General features: G+C 72.0%; 20 protein-coding genes. 3 read left to right on the forward strand and 17 right to left on the reverse strand.

Annotated features, from left to right (window positions below):
* The 8 genes from ABZE72_RS08725 to ABZE72_RS08760 form a co-directional block, all read right to left on the reverse strand.
* The coding region (locus tag ABZE72_RS08725; RefSeq protein WP_372728630.1) for an ABC-F family ATP-binding cassette domain-containing protein at positions 1-1,101 on the reverse strand (1,101 nt) is incomplete at its 3' end.
* Positions 1,101-2,096, reverse strand: coding sequence for a 4-(cytidine 5'-diphospho)-2-C-methyl-D-erythritol kinase (locus ABZE72_RS08730; protein WP_372728631.1), 996 nt, complete (start codon positions 2,094-2,096; stop codon positions 1,101-1,103). The genes ABZE72_RS08725 and ABZE72_RS08730, both read right to left, overlap by 1 nt.
* A complete protein-coding gene (gene rsmA, locus ABZE72_RS08735; RefSeq protein ID WP_372728632.1) occupies positions 2,093-2,956 on the reverse strand; it encodes a 16S rRNA (adenine(1518)-N(6)/adenine(1519)-N(6))-dimethyltransferase RsmA in 864 nt (287 codons plus the stop codon). Before rsmA ends, ABZE72_RS08730 begins: the two co-directional genes overlap by 4 nt.
* A gap of 26 nt (positions 2,957-2,982) precedes the next feature.
* Complete coding sequence (locus ABZE72_RS08740) at positions 2,983-4,134, reverse strand: transglycosylase family protein (protein ID WP_372728633.1); 1,152 nt, start codon at positions 4,132-4,134, stop codon at positions 2,983-2,985.
* A gap of 302 nt (positions 4,135-4,436) precedes the next feature.
* Entirely contained in the window at positions 4,437-5,330 is an 894-nt protein-coding gene (locus tag ABZE72_RS08745) for a TatD family hydrolase (RefSeq protein WP_372728634.1), read from the reverse strand.
* A complete protein-coding gene (locus tag ABZE72_RS08750; protein WP_372728635.1) occupies positions 5,327-6,211 on the reverse strand; it encodes an alpha/beta fold hydrolase in 885 nt (294 codons plus the stop codon). The genes ABZE72_RS08745 and ABZE72_RS08750 overlap by 4 nt, the downstream gene beginning before the upstream one ends.
* Positions 6,208-7,050 (reverse strand): 16S rRNA (cytidine(1402)-2'-O)-methyltransferase, encoded by an 843-nt coding sequence (gene rsmI, locus ABZE72_RS08755; RefSeq protein WP_372728636.1) that lies wholly within the window; start codon positions 7,048-7,050, stop codon positions 6,208-6,210. Before rsmI ends, ABZE72_RS08750 begins: the two co-directional genes overlap by 4 nt.
* A 42-nt stretch (positions 7,051-7,092) precedes the next feature.
* On the reverse strand, positions 7,093-7,977 hold the full coding sequence (locus tag ABZE72_RS08760; protein ID WP_372728637.1) for an endonuclease/exonuclease/phosphatase family protein: 885 nt from the start codon (positions 7,975-7,977) through the stop codon (positions 7,093-7,095).
* A 172-nt stretch (positions 7,978-8,149) separates the two neighbouring features.
* Between ABZE72_RS08760 and ABZE72_RS08765 the strand changes: the two genes are divergently transcribed.
* The gene (locus ABZE72_RS08765; RefSeq protein ID WP_372728638.1) at positions 8,150-9,766 is read left to right on the forward strand and encodes a dolichyl-phosphate-mannose--protein mannosyltransferase; all 1,617 of its coding nucleotides are present in this window, start codon (positions 8,150-8,152) and stop codon (positions 9,764-9,766) included.
* 15 nt (positions 9,767-9,781) lie between these two features.
* Here ABZE72_RS08765 and ABZE72_RS08770 read toward each other — a convergent pair whose 3' ends face one another.
* Positions 9,782-11,071, reverse strand: coding sequence for an endonuclease/exonuclease/phosphatase family protein (locus ABZE72_RS08770; protein WP_372728639.1), 1,290 nt, complete (start codon positions 11,069-11,071; stop codon positions 9,782-9,784).
* Positions 11,072-11,166: 95 nt separating this feature from the next.
* Positions 11,167-12,135 carry an SDR family NAD(P)-dependent oxidoreductase gene (locus ABZE72_RS08775; RefSeq protein WP_372728640.1) on the reverse strand — a complete coding sequence of 323 codons (969 nt, stop codon included), beginning with the start codon at positions 12,133-12,135 and terminating at the stop codon, positions 11,167-11,169.
* A 55-nt stretch (positions 12,136-12,190) separates the two neighbouring features.
* Here ABZE72_RS08775 and ABZE72_RS08780 point away from each other — a divergent pair, with 55 nt between their 5' ends.
* The gene (locus ABZE72_RS08780; RefSeq protein WP_372728641.1) at positions 12,191-12,616 is read left to right on the forward strand and encodes a pyridoxamine 5'-phosphate oxidase family protein; all 426 of its coding nucleotides are present in this window, start codon (positions 12,191-12,193) and stop codon (positions 12,614-12,616) included.
* Positions 12,617-12,644: 28 nt separating this feature from the next.
* Here the strand turns inward: ABZE72_RS08780 and ABZE72_RS08785 are convergent, their stop codons facing one another.
* Genes ABZE72_RS08785 through ABZE72_RS08815 form a run of 7 tightly spaced genes read right to left on the reverse strand, consistent with a single transcriptional unit; the run spans position 12,645 to position 19,024 of the window.
* Entirely contained in the window at positions 12,645-13,271 is a 627-nt protein-coding gene (locus ABZE72_RS08785) for a hypothetical protein (protein WP_372728642.1), read from the reverse strand.
* On the reverse strand, positions 13,268-13,849 hold the full coding sequence (locus tag ABZE72_RS08790; RefSeq protein WP_372728643.1) for a phage tail protein: 582 nt from the start codon (positions 13,847-13,849) through the stop codon (positions 13,268-13,270). The genes ABZE72_RS08785 and ABZE72_RS08790 overlap by 4 nt, the downstream gene beginning before the upstream one ends.
* Positions 13,846-15,798 carry a putative baseplate assembly protein gene (locus ABZE72_RS08795; protein ID WP_372728644.1) on the reverse strand — a complete coding sequence of 651 codons (1,953 nt, stop codon included), beginning with the start codon at positions 15,796-15,798 and terminating at the stop codon, positions 13,846-13,848. Before ABZE72_RS08795 ends, ABZE72_RS08790 begins: the two co-directional genes overlap by 4 nt.
* A gap of 1 nt (position 15,799) precedes the next feature.
* Positions 15,800-16,249 (reverse strand): GPW/gp25 family protein, encoded by a 450-nt coding sequence (locus tag ABZE72_RS08800; protein WP_372728645.1) that lies wholly within the window; start codon positions 16,247-16,249, stop codon positions 15,800-15,802.
* Entirely contained in the window at positions 16,249-18,021 is a 1,773-nt protein-coding gene (locus ABZE72_RS08805) for a phage baseplate assembly protein V (protein WP_372728646.1), read from the reverse strand. The genes ABZE72_RS08800 and ABZE72_RS08805 overlap by 1 nt, the downstream gene beginning before the upstream one ends.
* A complete protein-coding gene (locus ABZE72_RS08810; RefSeq protein WP_372728647.1) occupies positions 18,021-18,677 on the reverse strand; it encodes a LysM peptidoglycan-binding domain-containing protein in 657 nt (218 codons plus the stop codon). The genes ABZE72_RS08805 and ABZE72_RS08810 overlap by 1 nt, the downstream gene beginning before the upstream one ends.
* Positions 18,677-19,024 carry a hypothetical protein gene (locus ABZE72_RS08815; RefSeq protein ID WP_372728648.1) on the reverse strand — a complete coding sequence of 116 codons (348 nt, stop codon included), beginning with the start codon at positions 19,022-19,024 and terminating at the stop codon, positions 18,677-18,679. Before ABZE72_RS08815 ends, ABZE72_RS08810 begins: the two co-directional genes overlap by 1 nt.
* Positions 19,025-19,085: 61 nt before the next feature.
* On the opposite strand from ABZE72_RS08815, the gene ABZE72_RS08820 reads away from it, so the two are divergent.
* A partial coding sequence (locus tag ABZE72_RS08820; protein WP_372728649.1) for a hypothetical protein occupies positions 19,086-19,306 on the forward strand: 221 nt, incomplete at its 3' end.

A 19,306-nucleotide genomic window follows, 5' to 3' on the forward strand; every position in this document is an offset into this window, starting at 1 on the left:
CACCATCGGCAGCACCCGCGCCATCGGGTCCAGCTCGTCGAGCTGCTGGGTGAGGTGCCGCATCGCGATCGTCCGACCGTGCTTGACCTTCCCCGCCGACGGCGCCAGGTCACCGGCCAGCAGCGAGAGCACCGAGGTCTTGCCGGCGCCGTTCACCCCGACCAGCCCGACCCGGTCGCCGGGGCCGAGGCGCCAGGTGGCGTCGGTGAGCAGAGTGCGCTCCCCCCGCTTCAGGTCGACGTGCTCCACGTCGATGACGTCCTTGCCGAGCCGCTGGGTGGCGAACTTCTGCAGCTCCATCCGGTCGCGCGGCGGCGGTACGTCCTCGATCAGCGCGTTGGCCGCCTCGATCCGGAACTTCGGCTTCGCGGTCCGGGCCGGCGCGCCGCGGCGCAGCCAGGCCAGCTCCTTCTTGGCGAGGTTCTGCCGCCGGGCCTCCGACGCCGAGGCCTGACGCGAACGCTCCGCCTTGGCCAGGACGTATGACGCGTAGCCACCCTCGTAGGCGTCCACGACCCCGTCGTGCACCTCCCACGTCCACTGGCAGACCTCGTCCAGGAACCACCGGTCGTGGGTGACCACGACCATCGCCGAGGACCGCTGCTTCAGGTGCTGCGCCAGCCAGGCGACCGCCTCGACGTCGAGGTGGTTGGTGGGCTCGTCGAGCACGATCAGGTCGTGGTCGCCGAGCAGCAGGGCGGCCAGGGAGCAGCGACGCCGCTCGCCACCGGAGAGTCCGAGCACCGGCCGGTCCAGCTCGACGCCGGCGAGCAGCTCCTCGACGACCTCGCGCATCTTGAAGTCGGCCGCCCACTCGTGGTCGTCGCGACCGCCGAGGACGGCCTCGCGCACGCTGTGGGTGTCGACCAGCTCGTCGCCCTGGTGCAGGTAGCCGACGTGGACGCCGCGGGTCATCGAGACCCGACCGGAGTCGGGCGCCTCCTGACCGGTCATCACCTTCAGCAGGGTGGTCTTGCCGTCCCCGTTGCGACCGACGATGCCGATCCGCTCCCCCGCGCCGATCCCGAGGGAGACGTCGATGAGCAGCGGACGGATGCCGTACGCCTTGGAGACACGCTCGAGGTTGAGAAGGTTGGCCACTACGCATACTCCACGACATGTGCGCCCGCGACGGGGCCGTTGGCGACGAGGACGACGGGCTGCTGCCCGGCCCCGCCCTGGGATGAGTCCTGGGATGGGACGCCGGATGGGTCCGGGGACGACTCCTGGGTCCGGCCGAGCTCGGCCGCGACCTCGCGGGCGTGGTCGGCGCTGCTGCACAGGAAGACGCAGGTGGGTCCGGAGCCGGTCACCATGCCGCGCAGCGCACCCGCGGCCTCGCCGCGGGCGATCAGCCGCTCGAGGTCGGGGCGCAGGTCGAAGGCCGCCGGCTGGAGGTCGTTGTGCAGGGCAGCAGCCAGAAGTGACGGGTCACGTGAGGCGAGGGCGGCGAGCAGGTCGTCGGCCGCCGGCGGCGTCGGGGACGCGTCGGGGAAGAGCTCGTCGAAGTGCCGGTAGACCGCCGGCGTGGACAGGCCGGTGCTGGACGGCACGATCACCCACCACCAGGTGCCGTCGTCGACGACCGGGGTGACGATCTCGCCGCGGCCGGTGCCGAGGGCCGTCCCGCCGACCAGCGCGAACGGTACGTCGCTGCCCAGCACCGCCGCGATCGCCAGCAGGTCCTCGTCGGTGGTGCCGGCGCGCCAGAGCCGGTCGAGGGCGACCAGCGAGGCGGCTGCGTCGGCCGAGCCACCCGCCAGCCCGCCCGCGACGGGGATCGCCTTGGTGATCCGGACGTCCGCGAGCCGCGCCAGCCCGTGGTGGGAGGCGAGCAGGTCGGCGGCCCGGTCGACGATGTTCTCGCCGTCGACGGGTACGTGCGCGGGGTCGATGTAGTCCGCGGCCGCCACGCTCAGCGCCCACTCGTCGGCATCGGCCGCGGTCAGGTCGTCGTAGAGGCCGACGGCCTGGTAGACGGTGAGCAGCGGGTGGAAACCGTCCGGACGAGGGGCCCCGACCCCCAGGTGCAGGTTGATCTTGGCGGGCGCGCGCACCGTGCTCGACCAGCTCGGCAGTCGCTTGGCGAGGCTCATCGGGGCAGCCCCTCGGCGATCCGGGCGAAGGCGTGCACGTCCAGGGACTCGCCCCGGGCCATCGGGTCGACCCCGGCGTGCTCCAGCGCCGCGGTGGCCGCCTCGGCGGAGCCGGCCAGCTCGCGCAGCGCCCCCCGCAGCGCCTTACGGCGGTGGGCGAACGCGGCGTCGACGACGGCGAAGACCTGCTGACGGGTGGCGGTGGTGGCCGGCGGGTCGCACCGGGTCCAGGCGACCAGCCCGGAGTCGACGTTCGGCGCGGGCCAGAAGACGTTGCGGCCGATCGCTCCGGCGCGACGCAGGTCGGCGAACCAGGCGGCCTTGACCGAGGGAACGCCGTACACCTTGGAGCCCGGGGGGGCCGCGAGCCGGTCGGCGACCTCGGCCTGCACCATCACCAGGCCCCGCTCCAGCGACGGCAGCAGGGTCAGCATGTGCAGCAGCACGGGCACCGAGACGTTGTAGGGCAGGTTGGCCACGAGCGCGGTCGGAGGCGGTCCGGGGATCGCGTCGATCCGCATCGCATCGCCCAGCACGACCTCGAACCGGTCGGCGTGCGCGGGCGCGTGCTCGGCGATCGTGGCGGGCAGCCGGGTCGCGAGCCGCTCGTCCACCTCGACGGCGACCACGCGCCGGGCGACCTCGAGCAGCGCCAGGGTGAGCGAGCCCAGCCCGGGACCGACCTCGATCACCACGTCGTCGGCGCTCACGTGCGCCTCGCGCACGATCCGGCGCACGGTGTTGGCGTCGATGACGAAGTTCTGGCCGCGCTGCTTGCTGGGACGCAGGTCGAGCTCGTCCGCGAGCCGACGCACGTCCGCCGGCCCGAGGAGCCTCGGGCCGGCGGAGGTGTCAGACATGGATGCCAGCGTAGTGGCGGGTGGGATCAGCGCGGCAATCCGAGCTTGCTCGCGCAGCCCGGCCAGGCGCCGTACCCGCCCCGCGCGTCGCGGAGCCGGGTGGCGACCCGGATCTGCTCCTCGCGGCTGTTCTGGTGCGGCATGCCGGCTCCGCCGTACGAACGCCAGGTGCTGAGGTTGAACTGCAGCCCGCCGTAGTAGCCGTTGCCGGTGTTGATCGCCCAGTTGCCGCCGGACTCGCACTGAGCCAGGCGGTCCCACACCGAGCTGCCGCTGGCGTAGTTCGGGGCGGCCTGCTTGGTGCCGACCTCCACGATCTGCGCGACCGGGGCGGAGAGCTGCTGCTGACGCAGCACCTTGCGGACGACCAGCTCGCCGTTGCGGTAGGTCAGGCGGTAGGTCACGTTGCGCGACCCGTTCTGCCCGACCTGGACCACGGCGTCGTCGCCGACGTAGCGCGAGCTGTCCGGCCGCTCGACGACGTCGAACGCGACAGCCTCCCCCTTGACCCGCTTGGTGACCACGCGGATGTCGGTGAAGACGATCTTGTCGCCGTCGCTGAGCTCGTGGTTGCGGCCCGGCTTCATCCGGTCCCGCTTGCCGACCTTGACCCCGAGCTCATCAAGGGCGTCCTCCACGGTCAGCGCGGTGAGCGTGCGCTTGACCGGCTTGCGGTCGCCGATCACCACGGTCAGCTTCTTGGGCGTGACGACCTCGAGGGCCAGTCCCGCCCGGTCGATGGTGCCGCCACGGCTGGTGGAGAGCTCGGCGCCCGAGAAGGTGCGCCCGATCTCGCCGAGAGCATCCTGCACGGAGGTGGCGGTGACCCAGTACGTGGCGGTCGAGCCGTCGACGCTGAGCTCCAGCGGACGGCCGAACCGCACCGAGATCCGGTCCCCGTCGGAGACCGGCTCGTCGACGGAGGGAGCGACGATGTCGTGCTCGCCGACGTCGATGCCCTCCGAGGAGAGCACGTCGCCGACGGTGCTGCCCAGGGCGTTGACCTGCTGGGCCTCCCCGTCCAGGGACAGGGTCACCGACTTGTTGAGCGAGGCGTAGCCGTACGTCGTACCGGCGACGGCGAGGGCCACCACGGTCGCGAGGGCGACCAGTGCGGGGCGGCTGAAGGTGAAGCGGGTGGTCAGGCGGGCGAGGGTGGAGTGTCCATTGCTGGGCACGATTCTCCGAACGTCGTCATCTCCGGTTCTCGGGTGCCAGCGCGGTGTGGCGCACCCGGCTCACCTGGGGGGTGAACGGCGCACACACAGATGGTTCGCGGGGCAGCCACGCGATGGGGCACTGCCGCCTGCACTGGTCAGATCGATCCCGATCCCGGCCATCAGTCACAAGACGATAACGATCATCGACGAGGGGTCCAACTCCTCGGAGACCCCCTCAGGCGGGGAACGTGACCAGCGTCTCGGGGCTCAGGCGGGGCACAGTCGGGGCACAGGCCGGGCTCAGGCAGGCTCGGGGAGGGTCACCAGGCGCCTCCGAAGGCGGTCTCGGTGTTGGCGTCCACCGCCGCGCACAGCTCGGCCAGGTCGTCGCCGCGCACCTGCGCCATGAACCGCATCGTCACCGGGACCAGGTACGACGCGTTCGGGCGGCCGCGGTACGGCGTCGGGGTCAGGAACGGCGCATCGGTCTCCACGAGCACCCGGTCGCGCGGCGTCACCAGGAGTGCGTCGCGCAGGTGCTGGGCGTTCTTGAAGGTGACCGTTCCGGCGAAGCTCAGGTGCGCGCCACGGTCCAGGCAGCGGCGGGCGAAGTCGGCGTCCCCGGAGAAGCAGTGCATCACCCACCGATCCGGGGCGCCCTCCTCGTCGAGGACGGCGAGCACCTCCTCGTGGGCGTCGCGGTCGTGGATCACCAGGGTCTTGTCTAGCCGTTTGGCCAGGTCGATGTGGCGGCGGAAGGACTCCACCTGCGCGGACCGCCCCTCCTCGCCGGTACGGAAGTGGTCGAGCCCGGTCTCCCCCACCGCCCGCACCTTGTCGTGCGCCCCGGCGAGCCGCTCGATCTCGGCCATCGCCTCGTCGAGCGTGCCCGCCGCGGCCTGGCGGGGCGCCTCGTTGGGGTGCAGGGCGACGCCGGCCACGAGCGCGTCGTACGTCGCGGCGGCCTCGACCGCCCAGCGGGCACCCGGCAGGTCGCAGCCGATCTGCACGATCCGGGCGACGCCGACCTCGCGCGCCGCCCGTAGCGCCTCCTCGGTGCTGAACCAGTCGTCGCCGTCGGCGATGTCGAGGTGGCAGTGGTTGTCGACCACGGGGTGTGGCAGCGGCTCGGGTGCCGGCGGGAGCTGACGATCGCGGCGGGAGCCGCTGGTCTCGTCGGTGGCGGATCGGGCGCGGGTGGGGCGGTCGGTCACGAGTCGGAGGCCTCGATCCTGGACAGGATCGCCGCGCTGCAGCGATCGGCATGCTGGGTGGGCACCCAGTGGGAGCCACCCCGGATGACATCGAAGGTGTAGGGGCCGTCGACGTACCGGATGCAGGCGTGGGCGGCTGCCCGGCCGACCCCGGAGTCGGCGTCGCCCCACAGGTAGGTGGTGGGCACCGTGGTGTGCCGGGCGAGGAAGGCACGGCCGGCGAACGGCATGCCGCGGTACCAGCCCAGGGCGCCGGGCAGGGCGCCGTACGCGACGATCTCGGTGCGGAAGCGGGTCACCTCGTCGGCCGTCATCCCGCCGCCGAGCATCGCCTTGTCGAAGGCGCCGCCGGCCTCCCGGGCACCGCGCTCGGGGAGTCCGCGGAGCTGGAACATCGCCATGTACCAGGACGTCAGCGCCTGTCGCGAGGTCACCAGAGCGCGCACGAACGCCTGCGGGTGCGGCACGGAGGCGGCGGTCAGGGTGCGCACCTTGTCGGCGTGGTGCGCACCGAGCAGCCAGCCGATCATCGCGCCCCAGTCGTGGCCGACCACGTGCACCGGGCCGCCGATCTCCTCGATCAGGGCGACGGCGTCCGCGGTCAGCTCCTCCATCGCGTAGTCGCGGCGGCGGGTCGGCCGGGCGCCGGGCGAGTACCCCCGCTGGTCGGGCGCGAAGGTCCGCAGCCCCGCGGCGTGCAGGACCGGAGCGACGTCGCGCCAGGCGCTGGCCCGCTCGGGGAACCCGTGCAGCAGCAGTACCGGGGTGCCGTCGAGCGGGCCCTCGTCGAGCACGTCGAAGCTCCACGGCCCGCGCCTGTACGACGTGATCCGCTCGCGCGACGACTCCTCGGCCCGGGCGGTCCGGTCGGGGGCGCTCATGAGCCGTGCACCAGGTTGTAGACCTCGCGCTTGGGGATCCCGGCGCGCTTGGCCACCTCCACGATGGCCTCCTTGCGCGGCACCCCGGCGGCCTCCCGTTCGGCCACGGCGGCCAGCAGGCTGGCCGGGTCGTCGGCCAGGTCCGGCCCGGCCGGGGCTCCGGCCACGACGATCGTCACCTCACCGCGCACGCCCTCCGCGGCCCAGTCGACGAGGTCGGCGAGCGGCCCGCGGCGTACCTCTTCGTGGGTCTTGGTGAGCTCGCGGCAGACGGCACCGGGCCGGTCCGGGCCGAACACGTCGCGCATGCTCGCCAGGGCCGCCTCGGTGCGGTGCGGCGCCTCGAAGAAGACCATCGTCCGCTCCTCCTTCGCCAGCGAGACGAGTCGACGCGACCGCTCGCCCGGTTTGCGCGGCAGGAACCCCTCGAAGCAGAACCGGTCCACCGGCAGCCCCGAGACGGCCAGGGCGGTGAGCACCGCGGAGGGACCGGGCACGGCCGTGACGTGGACGTCCGCCGCGACGGCGGCGACGACCAGGCGGTAGCCGGGGTCCGAGACGCTCGGCATCCCGGCGTCGGTGACGAGCAGGACCCGCTCGCCGGCCAGCAGGGCCTCGACGAGCAGGGGCGTGCGGGCGCTCTCGTTGCCCTCGAAGTAGGAGACGATCCGGCCGGAGACCGTGACGCCCAGGTCGCCGGTGAGACGCTTGAGGCGACGGGTGTCCTCGGCCGCGACCACGTCGGCGGTGGCGAGCTCCTCGGCCAGGCGCGGGGGGGCGTCGGCGACCCGACCGATGGGGGTCGCGGCCAGGACCAGCACGCCGGACGAAGAAGTCACCGCCCGATCATGACAGTCCCGCGACCACTGCGCGCAGTCCCCTCAGGGAGCGGCCAGGGTGAGCGGGATCAGGTCGTAGGTGTACGTGGCGATCGCGGGCAGGTGGTCGGAGCCGCGGATGTCGCGGGCCACCTCGGCCGAGGTCGCCGCCCGGTCGGACCAGATCTGGTCGATGTAGGACCGGTTCCGGGTCCCGCCCGTGCTGAGGTCGTGGTCGCGCCACATCGAGGTCAGCCCCCGGCGGGTGAGCCGCTGGTAGGGCAGGCCCCTGCGTTGGGTGGCTCGGTCGATCCGGTAGCCGACGTTCAGGTCGCCGAGGACGAAGACCTTGCCCCACTCGCTCTCGATCCGCTCCACCTTGACCACGCTGGCCAACTGCTGGCGGTACATCCGGAAGAGCTTGGGACGTCCCGGCCACGGCCGGCCCTTGCGGACCGCACCGGCCACGAGGTGGACGTTGATCACCGAGAAGTTCGCCCCGGTGGAGAGGTGCCGCAGGCGGACGACGGTGGCGTAGGTGTCGTGGTAGACGCCGCGACCGGCCTCGCGCTCGTTGCCGATGTTGCGACCGTGGGCCAGCAGGAACCCGCGACCCTGGACGAACTGGAAGACGCGCTTGTCCCAGATCACCGGGTTGGGGTTGGTGTCGCCGGGGCGGTAGACGCCCCACTGGGGCGCCCTGTCGAGGTGCTTGATCCGATCCGCCTGCCGGGTCTCCTGGAGACCCGCGACCTCGACGCGCTCCATCAGCTTGTCCACCGCCGGCTTGAACTTCTTCAGCGGACGCTTGCCCTGGAAGTTGTAGGTGGCGACCCGCACCGGGACCGCCCAGGTGGCCTCGTCCTCCTCCGAGGCGGCCGCCGTCGGCAGCGCGGACGTCCCCAGCAGGGGGAGCGCAAGGGGCAGGGCGAGAAGTCCGAGAGCCATGCGGCGAGCACGTGTGATCACGACATCTCCGGAAGCGTCTGGTCGAGCCGGGGGGCAGCACTCCGGGCGGTGGCGCCGCGGAGACCTTGACCCGACCATTCTAAATTCGCCCCGGTCCCGGCGCTGGCTTATCGGCGATCCCGGCTCGGTGGGGCACGTAGAGTCTGCGAGCGTGACCGCCGCCCCGACCTCCGCGCAGGAGCACGTCGTCGGGCGCCACGGGCTCGAGGACCCGGTGGTCTCGTGGTCCGCTGCCATCGGCGTGGGGCTCTTCGCCTTCCTGCTGCGGCTGTGGAACCTCGGCACGCCGAAGCTCTTCGCCTTCGACGAGACCTACTACGCCAAGGACGCCTGGTCGCTGGCGAACTTCGGCTACGTCCGCGAGTACTACACGACCGCCAACGACCGCATCCTCGACGGCGTCACGACCGACCTCTGGAAGGACGGTCCGTCGATGATCGTCCACCCCGAGGTGGGCAAGTGGCTGATCGCACTCGGCGAGATGGCCTTCGGCATGGACCCCTTCGGCTGGCGGATCTCGGCCGCCGTCGTCGGCTCGCTGATGGTGGTCGTGATGTGCCGCCTGGCCCGCCGCCTGACCGGGTCCACGATGCTCGGCTGCGTCGCCGGCCTGCTGCTGAGCCTCGACGGCCTGCACCTGGTCCTCTCCCGGCTCGCCCTGCTCGACATCTTCGTGGCGTTCTTCATGCTCTGCGGCGTCGCCTGTGTGGTGGCCGACCGCGACTGGTTCCGCGCGCGACTGGCTCGACAGGTCGCCGCCGGACGCGGCAGCGCGACCTGGGGGCCGGTCCGGGGTGTGCTGCTGCGACCGTGGCTGCTCCTCGGCGGGGTCTGCTTCGGTCTCGCGGTCGGCACGAAGTGGGTCGCGCTCTACCCGCTGGCCCTCTTCGGTCTGCTCGCCTGGATCTGGAGCGCCGGGGCCCGGCGTTCGCTCGGGGTCCGCTGGTCCATGCTGAGGTCCGCACCGATCGACGGGCTGACGGCCTTCGTGCACCTGGTCGTGGTGGCGTTCATGGTCTACGTCGCCTCCTGGACCGGCTGGCTGGTCCACGCCGCGGAGTACGAGCACCACCTCTCCGCCACCCAGTACACCCACTACGAGGGAGGCGAGAACTGGTCGACCCGCGACGAGCCGGACGCCGAGGGGCTGGCCGAGGTCACCCAGTCCCTGCGATCCCTGGCCGCCTACCACCGCGACGTCTACCGGTTCCACGCCCACTTCCTCAACGACAGCGAGCACACCTACGCCTCGAAGCCGTCCGGTTGGCTGCTGCTGAACCGCCCGGTCGGGGTGGCCGCCGATGTCGACATCGAGCCGGGCACCCGCGGGTGTGACGCACCGCCGGGCAGCGACTGCCTGCGCCAGGTGCTGCTGCTGGGCACCCCGGTGCTGTGGTGGGGCGGCGTCCTCGCGCTGGGCTTCGCGCTGGTCCGCTGGGTGGGCGCCCGCGACTGGCGTTTCGGGATGGCGGCGACCGGCGCCGGCGTCACCTGGCTGCCCTGGCTGCTGTACGACGACCGGCCGATCTTCTCGTTCTACGCGATCCTCACGCTGCCGTTCCTGGTGCTGGCCGTGACCCTGACGATGGGCGTGCTGATCGGGCCCTCACGCCAACCGTCGCGCCGACGGACCACCGGAGTGGTGGTGGCCGGGTCGTTCTTCGTGCTGACGCTGTTCAACTTCGCGTGGTTCTGGCCGATCTGGACCAACGGCCTGCTGACCCACGCGGAGTGGCTGGCCAGGATCTGGTTCGAACGCTGGATCTGAGCCGGCCGGTCGCCCTCAGCGCCGGTTGGCGAGGATGGTGCCGACCGCGCGTGCGCGGTCCGGGTCGATCACGGTGTTGACCGGGTCGACCAGCTCGAGCTCGATCGTCTCGTCCGGCTCGGCCCCGTCGTTCGGCTGGACGGTGATCACCACCCGGTTGCGGGAGAAGTCGTTGTCGTGCAGCTCGTGGTCGTCCAGCTCGTAGTCGTTGCCCTCGGTCGCCGTACCGCCCGCGATGCGCAGGCGCACGTACCCGTGCGACAGGTCGCCGGTCAGCTCGAAGACCATCCTCGGCTTGCCGTTGTCCCACTTCTCCTCGGTGCTGGCGGTCAGCTCCTTGAAGCCGACCGTGCCCGTCGTCGGCGCCCACCCGTCCTTGACCGGCAGCAGGTAGCTGGCCAGGGCGGGGAAGTGGTCGGACTCCGTGATCTCGTTGGCGATCCGGGTGCTCTGCGGCCGCCCCTCGGCGAACACCTGGTCGATCAGGGCGTCGTTGTGGGTGCCGTAGGGCAGGTCGAGGTCGGGGCTCCCCTGCCACATCGAGGTCAGCCCGGCGCGACGGAACTTGCGCAGCGGCAGCGCCTTGAGCCGGCGCTTCGCGTCCGCCTCGTAGCCGACGTTGAAGTCACCGAGCAGGAAGATCCGGTCGCTGCGGTCGGCTCGGCGCCGTTCGCTGCGCACCGCGCGCACCGCGCCGTTGACCTGCGTGCGGTAGAGCTTGTAGAGCTTCGGGCGACCGGGCCACGGCCGACCGGCCTTCACGGCACCGTGCACGAGGTGCAGGTTGATCACGGAGATGCGCTGGCCGCTGTCGCGGTGGACCAGGCGCACGATCGTCGCCCAGGAGGCGCGCTTGGCGTCCTTGCCCCCACCGTGCTCGTTGCCGATGTTCATCGCCTTGGCCAACAGAAAGCCCCGGGCGGAGTCGAAGTCGAAGAGGTCGCGGCGCCAGATGACCGGGTTCTGCTGGAGCGCCGGCGGCCGGTAGTAGCCCCAGTCGCGGTCCGCGATCAGGCGCTTGTTCTTCGCGTTGGCACCGATCTCCTGCAGACCGGCCACGTCGACCTGCGGCTTGAAGGCGTCCGCCGCCGAGAGGAAGCCGGACAGGCTCACACCTGAGCGGATGTTGAAGGTGCCGACGCGCAGCTCGATCGGCTCCGGTGCCGGGTCCGCGTCGCCGGCGGCTGCGGCTGCGGCTGCGGTCGCGGTCGCGGTCGCGGTCGAGAACGGCACGACGGTGAGTGCTGCGGCCAGGGAGAGCAGCAGCGGTGCGACGAGCGCGCGGGCAGCGGGGAGCGAGAGCACGAGACCTCCGGGGTCAGGTCAGGGGGGCTGTCCAGACTAGGCTCGCCGGCCTCGCAATTCGGGTCGAACGAGGGAATTCCCGCCCTGCGCCGGGCTCAGTCGAGGCCGAGCTGGTCGCTGACCCAGGCCCACAGCCGCTCGCGCTCCCGGTCCCCGGTCCGAGTCCTTCCGAGCAGGTGGGTGGGCCGTGGTCGTCGGTCGTGCCAGAGCTGTCCGCCGGTCGGCGTGGGCTGGGTGGCACTGAGCCACACCGTGGTCTCGGCGCCGCCCTCGGCGTCGCGCAGCAGGGGGCCGGTGAGCCGGTGGAAGGTCGGCAGCGAGTCCACCACGCCGGGGGTGTCGGCCCAGCCGGGGTGGGTGGCGTGGACGGTGATGCCCTGCCCTGCCCAGCGCCCCTGGAGCACCGGCAGCAGCTCGATCTGGGCGCGCTTGCTCCGGGCGTACGCCGTGGTCGGCGCATAGCTGCCCTTCAGGTACTCGGGGTCGTCGTCGCGCAGTCGCTGGCTGTACATGCCGCCCGAGGTCACCATCACCACCCGGGCATCCGTCAGCCGGGCTCGGAGCAGCTCGGTCATCAGCACCGGGCCCAGCACGTGCAGCGACATGGTCAGCTCGTGGCCCTGCGCCGACTCGGTGCGCGTGGACGGCATCGAGCCGGCGTTGTGCACCAGGACGTCGAGGTGCTCGACGGGCAGCTCGGCCACGAAGCGTCGTACGTCGTCGAGGTCGGCCACGTCGCAACGATCCACGTGGATCTCGGCGCCCGGCACCTGGGCGACCAGGTCGCGCCGTACCTCCTCGCCCTTCGCCACGTCGCGCACGACCAGCCGGACCTGGGCGCCGAGCCGGGCCACCCCGAGGGCGGTGGCCAGCCCGAGCCCGGAGGTGGCGCCGGTGACCGCGACCACCGAGCCGGCCAGGGCATCCGGCTCCGGGTCGTCCGGCCAGGTGGGCAGCCGACGCCGGATGGCCGGGCCGATCCGGGTGTAGCCGGGCGCCACCGTCCGGTCGAGCAGACGGTCCACCCCCAGGGCGACGGAGCGAGGCAGCGGGATCGGGGCCATGCCTCGACGGTAGTCGGAACGACCAACGCGTTGGCCGCCCGTGCCACGATGACGCATGAGCTCATGGCAGGCCGACTGGCAGGACCTCCCCTCCGACCTGGCCGCCTTCTGGCGCGAACGCCACCTGTGCACGCTGACCACGCTGCGCAGCGACGGACGCCCGCACGTGGTGCCGGTGGGGGTGGCCCTCGACCTGGAGCAGCAGTGCGCCTGGGTGATCACCTCGCCGACCTCGCGCAAGGCGCGCAACCTGACCGAGCACCGCACGGCCACCGGGGTGGGCGGAAGGGTCGCGGCCTGCCAGGTCGACGGCGCCCGCTGGTCCACCCTCGAGGGCACCGCCACCGTGCTCGACGACCCGGCGAGCGTGGCCCGGGCGGTCGAGCAGTACGCCGCCCGCTACCGCCAGCCCCGGGAGAACCCGTCGCGGGTGGCGATCCGGATCGAGGTCGACCGGATCCTCAGCTCCCGCAGGATCTGAGCCCGGGCCGGACCGGCGCGGAGCCCGGTCACCGCCCGATCAGGTAGAGGATCAACCAGACCAGCAGCGCGAGCACCAGACCGATCGTGGCCCACATCCACGCCGGCATCGGCGCCAGCACGGCGGGCTCCTCGGGAGCCGGGGGCGGGGCCACCACCGGTGCGGCCACGGTCGGCTCGACCGTCATCGGCCCCCCGCACCGGACACAGACCTCGGCCGAGATCTGGTTGGCCTCGGCACAGTGCGGACAGGCGGCCGAGGCGACCGAGACCCGCCCCACGGTGCCGGGCAGCCGGCGCAGCGCCATGTCGTCGAGGTCGCCCTCTCCCCGGACGATCTCGGTCGGCGTCCAGAACAACGGGTAGTCGCAGCGGGCGCAGAAGTCGGCCGACTGGCGGCGGTTCAGGCTGACCATCGCGACGGCCCCGCACTCCGGGCAGACCACCCGCTCGGGCTGGGACGCCGCCTCGTTCACCGGGGTCGCCGTGGTGGGGGTGGGTGCGCCCGAGGTGTCGTCGTCCGGACCGGGCTGCTCGAGCCGGGCCGACTCCTGGGCCTCACCGGACACCTGGGCCCCCACGCCGGGCTCGGCGGGCTCGGCGGGCCCGGCCGTACCGTCGGCCTTCAGGTGCTTGCCGGACATCGTGTCGCTCATCCCTGCTCCTCCCCCGATCTCCACACACACTCGTCCGCGACGTACAGCTCGGCGCGAACGTGCGCGGGCACCTCGTCGCGGACGGTGTCGACGAACGCTGCCAGCTCCAGCAGCCCGGTCGACGCCACCCGCATCACCACCCAGGCGGTGTCCTCGGGCGCCTCGGAGTCCCGCCAGATCCCGCCGCCCTCCTCGACCTCCACCTCGCTGCCGCTGATCAGCTCCAGGTAGCTGCGCAGCCCGCGGGTGGTCCCGCGCCAGGTCAGCGTGCTGGCCGCACTGCCGACGATCCGCCGCCGGAGCGCGTCGGGCATCGACTCGTCGAGGCTGTCCACCCCGATCCAGGAGCCCAGCCAGCGCACCAGCTCGGGTGGCGCGATGCTGAGGTCGACGACGTGCTCGATGTTGTCAGCGTCCTCGAGCAGGGTCGAGCCGAGCGTCTGGAAGATCCGCACGTAGCGCACGAAGAAGTCGTGCGACAGCATGCTCAGCGGCAGCTGGTTGATCATCCAGTCGTCCGCGCGCTTGGCGCGTCGTACGTCGGGCAGCTGGTCGGCGCCGCGGGCCAGGGCGTTCATCGGACCACCACCTGGTGCACGGCGGAGAGGAAGAGCGACTGCCGGTCGAGCCGGATCACGTCCTTGGCCGAGCCGAGCCGCCGCGCTGTGCGGAGGTCGTACTCGTAGAGCAGCGCCTCCTCGACCCGCTCGATCCCTTCGACCGCCTCGAGCAGCTGGGTGATGACGGCGACGTTGAGGTCGCCGTCGAACGGCCAGCCGATCCCATCCGGGCCGCCGACCAGGGGGTTGATGTAGCGGTTGAGGGCGTCGGTGGCGCGTTGACGCACCAGCCCCGGGGGGCGCCCCGGCGAGCTGTGCACCAGGGCGACGACCGAGACGCCCTGGTAGTACGGCGTCCCGACCTCCACCGCCGTCCCCACCACGCGGTGCTCGTCGAGCTCGGTGGAGATCGTGGTCAGCAGGTCGTTGGAGATCGCGTAGTCGTCGATCCGGTGGCCGGCCACGTCCCCGCGCACGTGCGGCACGACCAGCAGCTTGACCGCACCGTTGCCGCGCCCGGCCGGCTGGCAGCGCGCCCGGGCCACCTCGATCGACGACTCGAGCGTGAGCCGTTCGTAGTCGCCGGCGGTGACCGCCCGCTGACCGGTCCGCAGGGTCAGCGGTCCGCGCACCTTGGCCTCCGCCACGGACTCGGCGTCGACTCCCCCACGGGCCGGGGCGAGGTTGATGACGCCGTTCACGAACGGGACCGTGGTGCGCAGCAGGGTCAGCGTGCGGGCGCCGACGTTGCCCCGGCGTCCGCCACCGTGGCGGTAGCCGGAGACCTCGATCCGCGCCCCGTCGCGGGGGATCGCACCGTGCTGGCGGATCGAGCCGTCGGGGTAGCGCACCCGAGGCCCGAAGTGGACCACTCCGGTGCCGCTGTCCCAGACATAGGTGCGATCGGTCTCGGAGGAGCCCGAGAAGTCCTCGACCTCACGCCAGGTGGTCACCTGGTCCCCCTCGACGACGCGCACCTCCTCCCCGTCGCGGCGCGGCAGCACGGGGAACCGGGACACCGCGAAGCTCTGCCCGGGCGAGCCGTCACTGCGGCCCAGCGTCTCGCCGTGGAGCCGGACCGCGTGCTCGGCGCGGACGGTGCCGCCGAGGGCGGCCACCTCGATCGACCTGACCCGGGGCGAGGCCTTGTAGCTGGGTTGCCCCTCGGCGGGGGCGAGCAGCCGCGCCCGCAACCAGTACGCCGACTGGTTGCCCACGGCGACCGGGCTGTGCTCGACCGGGATCAGCAGCACGATGTCACCGGCACGGTTGAGGCCGCCGGTGGAGTCGGAGTGCACCCCGGCCGGGATCCAGCCCTCACCGTTCCAGACCTCCCAGACCAGCGGCGGCCGGGTCGGGTCGACGCCGATCCCCTCCGCCTGGGCCTCGATCGACAGCTGCAGCACCATGCCGGCGAGGCTCTGCCGGAAGCCCAGGCAGAACGAGTCGCCCGGTGTCAGCTCGGTCGAGGCGAAACAGCGCGCCCCCTGGGGGTCGAAGCGCAGGTCGTCCCACACGTCCACGGCGTGGGTCCCCGCCTGGGTGGTCGTCATCGCGGCCTCGAGGGTCGGCGGGCCGATCACGAGGTCGTCGAGCGTGCTGAAGACCACCGCCTCGGACTGCGCGCTGGCCCCGACCGTGGTCATCACCTCGGTGTTCGCCGGCACCACCACCTCGGACTCCAGCACGGCGGAGAGCCAGAAGGTGAGGTCGGTACGGGCCACCGCGGGCGGGAAGGGCTGGATCCCGACCATGTTGAGGAAGTGCACGTACAACCGCTCCGGGACCTGATTGACCCGGTAGAGCACCATCTCGCTCATCCAGGCGAAGAGCTCGATCAGCGCGACCCCGGGGTCGGAGACGTTGTGATTGGTCCACTCCGGGCAGTACTGCGGGATCAGACGCTTGGCCTCGTCGACGATGTCCTGGAAGGTGCGATCGTCGAGGGCAGGGGTGGGCAGTGGCATCTCAGGCTCCCGGTTCCGAGTCGTGGGGGATCACGTAGAAAGGGTGGACCAGGTTGCGCCGGTCGTTGGTGGCCCGCACGCGGTAGTCGATCTCCACGTGGATGAGGGAGGCGTTCGTGGCGTCGGGGACCGGGCGTACGTCGATGACCTCGATCCGGGGCTCCCACTGGGCCAGCGCGTCACGCACCGCCTCGGCGATCTGACCGAGCAGGTTGGCGGTGACCGGCTCGAACATCAGCTCCCAGATCCGGCAGCCGAACTGGGGGCGCATCAACCGTTCCCCCGGCGCCGTCATCAGCACGATCTCGAGCGAACGATCCAGGTCGGCGACCCCCTCGGAGAGGCGCATCGAGCCGGTGTGGTCGACCCCGAGCGGCCAGCCGAAGCCGCGCCCGACGAAGGTGGCGTCTGCCGCGGCCGGGTCCCCGCGGTTGGTGGACATCTCGGACATCAGTTGATCATCACCATTCCGCCCTTGAGGGTGAGGGTGCCGGTGGCCTCGACGGCCGTCGTCGCCTGGCCCTTGACACTGACCTGTGCGCCCTCGATGTCCGCGGCGACCCCCGCCTTGAGCTTGGCGTTCACGGCGCCCTCGAGGGTGAGGTTCTGTTTCGCCTTGATCGTCACGTTGTTGCCCTCGAGCACGACGTCACCACTCTGGGTGAGCTCGAACTTGGCGCCGCCGTTCGAGACCAGGATCGGCTTGTTCGAGATCTCGAGGTCGATCCGGTCCATGCCGATCCGGAGCCGGGTGCCGTCGTCGAGGGCGAGCTGCACGTGCTGCTCGCCCGGGGAGTCACCGTCGGAGAACTCCAGGAAGTACCCGTTGCGGGACGCGATCCGACGGGACGCGATCTGTCGCTTGCCCTCCTCCGCGAACTTGCCGGCAGGCAGTGCGTTCGCCTTGCTGAACAGGCCCCCCAGCACCAACGGTCGCCGAGAGTCGCCCTGCTCGAAGGCCACGAGCACCTCGTCCTCGACCTCCGGCTGGAAGACCACTCCGCGCTCCTTGCCGGCGCCCAGGGTGACGATCCGGGCCCAGCCGGACTCGACCTCGCCCGCCAGCGTCGTGAACTGGACCTTGAGCCGGCCGAGGTTCTCGGGGTCGCTCACGTCGGTCACCACCGCCGGGTAGACACCCTGCAGAGCGTCCGGTGCGGCCGAGCCCCCCAGCAGGTCGACCATGCCGGCGGGCCGGAGCGGCCCCGAGGTGAAGTGGGTGCGGAAGCCGTTGGGCGTGTAGACGTGCTCGACCCGGGTCACCAGGTACTTCCCGGAGGCAGGGCCGACCTCCGCCACCTCGACCACCGACATGGGCGTGATCAGGCCGGTGCCCTGGCAGGTGCCTCGCGCCGTGACGGCTGCCTTGGACACCTCGCCCCGCAGGGCCTCGGCCAGAGTCTTCGCCTCCTGGACGTCGAGGGGGGTGGGCGCCGCGACCAGCGCCGTGCCCGTGCCCAGCGACTTGCTCCGCCCGTTGGCCTGGTGCACGAACTCCGACTCGTCGCGGCCCTTCGGGACGACGCCGGAGTGCCTCAGCCGCTCCTGCTCCAGCCCGTCCCAACCGGAGACCTCCACCTTGCCGGGGCCGGACGACGTGGCCCGCACGGCGAAGCTCAGCAGCGTCGTGCCCAGGTCCAGCTTCACGACCGGTGCAGGTCGCCTGCTCCCCTTCTCGAGCATGAGCCAGCCGCGATCGTCCACCCACCAGACCACTCCGCACCGCTGGGTGATGGAGTTGAGGTAGTCCAGACCGGAGCCGGTCTGCAGCAGGTAGTCGTGAGCAGGCCCCCCCAGCTCGTCGGTGCCCTGCACCGACAGTCCGGCCTCGGCGGCGAGCTTGGAGATCACGTCGGAGTACGTCATGTTCTTGTGGGCGGTGGTCGCGTAGTGGTGGACCAGCTTGACGGCCGCGTCGTCGACGCTGACCACGAGCTCGCTGGCGTAGTGCTCCTGCTCGAGGCTGACGGCAGTCACGGTGCCCCGGAAGAGCGGTGGTGAGTCCGGGCCGGCGCCGATGACGACCTCGCTGCCGAGCGCGAAGACGTCGGAGGCGGAGAGTTCGAAGCCGGTGTCCAGGAAGCGCAAAGTCGCTCTGCCCACCAGGCACACGGATCGGTCCACCCGCGCCGCGGTCAGCAGGTCGAGCCAGCGCTGCGCCAACGGTGCGCCGTTGACCTTGATCGTGGGCGACTCCGGCGGGGTCGTCGGTGGCTGCGGCATCAGCCCTCCAACCGCGGGATCGTGAGCAGGGCACCCGGGCGCACGGCCAGGGGGTCCTCGAGGGCATTGGCAGAGGCGAGCAGCCGCCAGCGGGTGGAGTCGCCGTAGTAGCGGGCGCTGATCCGGTCGAGCGTCTCCCCCGGCTGCACCCGGTGCACCCGATTGGGCTTGGGGGTGCCCGACGTGGGGTTCTGGGGGCCGTAGGCGTGCGAGCGCTCGTACTGACGCAGCTCGAGGTGCACCTGCGCGCGCAACGGCACCCCGGTCGAGGAGAAGTAGGTGAAGGTCAGGCTGAGGTCCTGGACCACGGCCGTGAAGGAGTGCAGGTCGCCCCAGTGGAAGGCGACGGTCGGCGGCCGGGCGTTGTTGGTCGTCTCGTCCGTCCCCGGCAGCGACGGGTCGATCTCCATCAGCGAGAGGAGCTTCCCGGTGTACGCGGTGACCGGGGTGCCGTCGTTCGTGGTGTCGAACATCAGGTCGAGCCGCATCCAGCCCGAGCGTGCACCGCCGTACCTCAGGGTGGGTACGCCCTTGCCGGGCATCGGGTTCGACGTCCACTCGTTGCGCCGCCCCAGGCTCAGGGTCTCCGGGTTGTAGAGGCAGGGGATGTCGCCCTTGCCCTCGATCTTGAGGAACGCCTTCTCCAGCTCGGCCATCAGAAACTCCTCCAGTTGGGGCGGCCACCACGGCGCTCGAGCTCGTCGACGACCCGCCGTTCGATCCGGTCGACCACAGCCTCGACGAAGGCGTCCATCGCCGCCGGCGACAGGGAGGCGGCCAGGTCGCGATCATCGACGCTGTCGACGTCCTCGACGTCGTCGTTCGCCAGCGGCGATCTGTGACGCCGGATCGTGTCGGGGTCGCCGTGGCGCGGGGCGGACGCGGGTGAGCCCCCGGTCTCCCAGCGCTGGATCTGGTTCATCGGGGCACTCCCTCCGGGGTTGTGGGAACGACGTACGACGGAGTCCACCGTGGTGTCGAAGAGGTGCGCGGTGCGCTCCACGAGCGACCCCGCGCCGGGTTGGGAGCCACCGGCAGCGGTCGCGGGTGCAGCAGCTCCCGGCGTGTCTCGCCGGCCCGAGGCCGGGACCGGCGGCGAGCCGGGCGCGGTCCCTGGACCGGGCGTCGGGCCGGGCGCCGGCCGGATGCTGACCCGCGGGGGCGCGACGGTGAATCGCGAGCCCATCGAGGTCGCACCGGCCGACGGCGAGCGCTGGAGCACGGGCGCGAACCGCGAGGCCTCGGTGGCGGGGGCCGACTGGCCGCGGGGCATGTGGGCGCGGGG

Source organism: Nocardioides sp. (genome assembly GCF_041600255.1).
Lineage (GTDB): Bacteria > Actinomycetota > Actinomycetes > Propionibacteriales > Nocardioidaceae > Nocardioides.